Source organism: Endozoicomonas sp. SESOKO3 (genome assembly GCF_024606255.1).
The window spans coordinates 1-2,961 of sequence record NZ_JAHHPR010000719.1 but is presented as its reverse complement, the minus strand read 5'-3'; the positions used below and the strand labels follow the sequence as shown (position 1 = coordinate 2,961).

The following is a 2,961-nucleotide window of genomic DNA, read 5'->3' as shown; positions in this document are numbered from 1 at the left end:
CAAGGGTTAAATTATTGTGGTCGTTTATTCCAATCTGGCTGATTCATTTTTTCAGCCTCATACGTCAGACTCTTGCAGTATAACTTTGGCGAGATGACATTCTGTGTCTTTCAAAAATCTATTTACTCGTTTTTTCCTTGTTTTATCGGGTTCAGGGTCATTCCTACGAATGCAAGCTTGATCCTACCAGGTGGTTTTCTCGCACGAAGGAATATCTTTTGGTTTCTGGTTCAAAAATTTTGGAAATTTTGCGGATGTCCTGATTGTCCTGTTTCTTCCATTTCTTTATATACCTCTTCCATTCTGGAAACCCACATATAAATGTGGGTGTCTCAGATTATGACCAGATTATGATTTTTTGATTCCCTTCTGTTTTTTGCCTAGAGTGGTAGGGCGATGGAGGTATTTTATGGAAAACCTGTACAAAACCGATTACACCCAATGGCTCGGACAGCAACGGGAACTGCTCGCTAACGGCCAATTTGACCAATTAGACATCCCTAATTTATTGGAGGCGATGGATTCTGAAATGGGAGACACGACCAATGAATTACGTTCCCATTTGCGGGTATTGCTGCTGCATTTGCTCAAATACGACTACCAGAAAAGAATACTCAAAGACTCATGGGTTGAGGATAAAGTCATACATACATGGATGCCGAGTATTTACAACTCAAGAATGGAAATAAAGGAGCACATGAAGAGAAACCCAAGCCTTGAGCCCAAGACTGATGAAATACTGTCAGAAGCCTATCTAACAGCAAAAAGAAACGCTATAAAAGAGTTGAACAAATTTATCCGCATCGAAAACAAGCGACTGAACAAAAACAGCATCCCCGACGAATGCCTTTGGACATTTGAAAAAATCACTGATGACGACTGGCTGCCAGAAGGCTAAATCATCATCGCAGCCCCTACCCCCGCTACCGAGCCAATGGTGCTGAAATAGCTGCCCTGCTTCTGGGCACTGCGCCCTGGAGACATAAGGTTTGCACTCAGGAAGCCAAGGGGGTGATATTAAGGAACACATGAAAAGGAACCCCACAGCCTTGAGCCCAAGAGAAATAGCAAAAAAAACAGGACAGCCACAGAATGAATCAGTTTTTATGGATGTCCCTTTTTTTATGTTTCCCATTTATTTCAGCTGCAAAAGCATTACCAGCCGATGATTCAGGAATGAGCCAGCCCTAGCATGGCGACAATCTGTTTGGGTTCCCTGGCGAGCAGGTTCAGCAACACACGGGCAGGGCCGTTCGGTTTGCGGTCGCCCCGCTCCCAGTGGCGAAGGGTGGGCAGTTTTACACCTACAGCTTGGGCAAACTCTTCCTGAGTCATATTGAGCTGCTGGCGAATGCCTTTGATGTCCGGGGGTGTCAACTCATGGACAATTGCACCTGTATTCTCACCTTTTGTGTTGGCTACGGCCTCTTCAAGGCCCTGGATAATGCTGTTCGCTACGCTTTTCATTTTTTCCATCCTCTTTCGAGCAGAGAGACTAATTGTTTCATGGTGTTGCGGTCTGCCTTTGACAGGTTTTCCTGTTGGTTTTTCCCATAAACCGTGAGCAGGAACAGGGGCATTGATGGGTTCTTGTAGAAGTGGATAATCCGCACTCCTCCACTCTTGCCTGATGCACCTCTTTGCCACCGGAGCTTACGGATGCCGCCTGTACCCTTCATGATCACGCCAGCCTCAGGGTTTGCCGCCAGGTAATAATGATATGGCGGCGTTCCTCACTGGATAGAAGGCTCTCAGCTTCGACCTGATAGTTTTTCAGTTCAACGACCGTATGCATTAGAGTGTAATCCAATGGATTAGTTCAGGCAAAGTATAATGGTTGGCGGTAAGAAAGGTGCAAGCCGGTGGTTTTTCGCAGATTCAAGCGGATTCAAGGGATTCAAGGGATTCAAGGACACCCGTATATAAGTGTGCCCGTATATAAGTGTGGGTGTCCTATTTATTATGTATATAAGTGTGGGTGTCCCATTTATTCTTTTAAGGATGGAGTCGAGGACACCTACATATAAGTGTGGGTGTCCCAGATTATTCCTTTAAGTGTGGGTGTCCCAGATTATTCCTTCTCTTCCGTAAATCTCCCAATTTCACGGAGATGATATCAATGCTATCGTTTATAAATTAAATACATCTGGAGATCCTTATGGCCAACCTGTTAGTTCGTAATATTGATGAGGCAATAGTAGATGCTCTAAAAGCTCAGGCGGGAAAGCACGGAAGAAGCGCAGAGGCTGAGCATCGTAAAATTCTTGAAGCAGCTCTCCTTCGTCCCAGAAATAAAAACTTCACTGAAGCGTTGAAAAACATTCCAGATGTCGGCTCTGATACGGACTTCGAACGAATCAATGATGAGGGTGATCGTGATGTATTTAATTGACACCAATGTCATCAGTGAGTTGAGAAAATTCGTCATCGGAATGACTGTGTTCAGGCAGAACAGTTAGAACTATGGCTAAATCATCTGATACATGATTACCGAGATTATATCCTGGACTTTGGTTGTACCGAAGCACAAATCTGGGGAAAACTCAGAGTACCCCACCATGAAAATGCAATTGATAAACAAATTGCGGCAACAGCCCTTGTTTATGACCTGATAGTAGTCACAAGAAACACCCGGGATTTTATGGATACAGGGGTTAATTTGCTCAATCCATTCGAGAATTGAACAAATAGATAATGTCGATAGGGCGGAGTTCTGACGTTATTACAGTGCAAGGAATTGGCCTGACTTACAAGCCCTGGCTCCATGCTGTTAACTCCGGTCTGAAATTTTGTGGGTGCCCCCATCTCTTTTTCCCAGATTATTACCTACATATAAGTGCGGGTGTCCCATTTATTTAGTAAACACCCATATACAAGTGTGGGTGTCCTATTTATTGTCAACAATAGCTTCAAGGGTTAAATTATTGTGGTCGTTTATTCCAATCTGGCTGATTCATTTTT

The 2,961-nt window shown here is 44.0% G+C and carries 4 protein-coding genes; 2 read left to right on the top strand and 2 right to left on the bottom strand.

The window, feature by feature from the left end; genetic code table 11:
- Nucleotides 1-409 precede the first annotated feature (409 nt).
- Complete coding sequence (locus tag KDK18_RS12605; RefSeq protein WP_257255279.1) at nt 410-898, top strand: DUF29 domain-containing protein; 489 nt, start codon at nt 410-412, stop codon at nt 896-898.
- 272 nt (nt 899-1,170) lie between these two features.
- Here the strand turns inward: KDK18_RS12605 and KDK18_RS12600 are convergent, their stop codons facing one another.
- Both KDK18_RS12600 and KDK18_RS12595 read right to left on the bottom strand, forming a co-directional pair.
- Complete coding sequence (locus KDK18_RS12600) at nt 1,171-1,467, bottom strand: DNA-binding transcriptional regulator (RefSeq protein ID WP_257255278.1); 297 nt, start codon at nt 1,465-1,467, stop codon at nt 1,171-1,173.
- Entirely contained in the window at nt 1,464-1,679 is a 216-nt protein-coding gene (locus tag KDK18_RS12595) for a type II toxin-antitoxin system RelE/ParE family toxin (RefSeq protein WP_257255277.1), read from the bottom strand. Before KDK18_RS12595 ends, KDK18_RS12600 begins: the two co-directional genes overlap by 4 nt.
- Nucleotides 1,680-2,158: 479 nt before the next feature.
- Here KDK18_RS12595 and KDK18_RS12590 point away from each other — a divergent pair, with 479 nt between their 5' ends.
- Nucleotides 2,159-2,392 carry a DNA-binding protein gene (locus tag KDK18_RS12590; protein ID WP_257255276.1) on the top strand — a complete coding sequence of 78 codons (234 nt, stop codon included), beginning with the start codon at nt 2,159-2,161 and terminating at the stop codon, nt 2,390-2,392.
- The last annotated feature ends 569 nt before the right edge of the window (nt 2,393-2,961 follow it).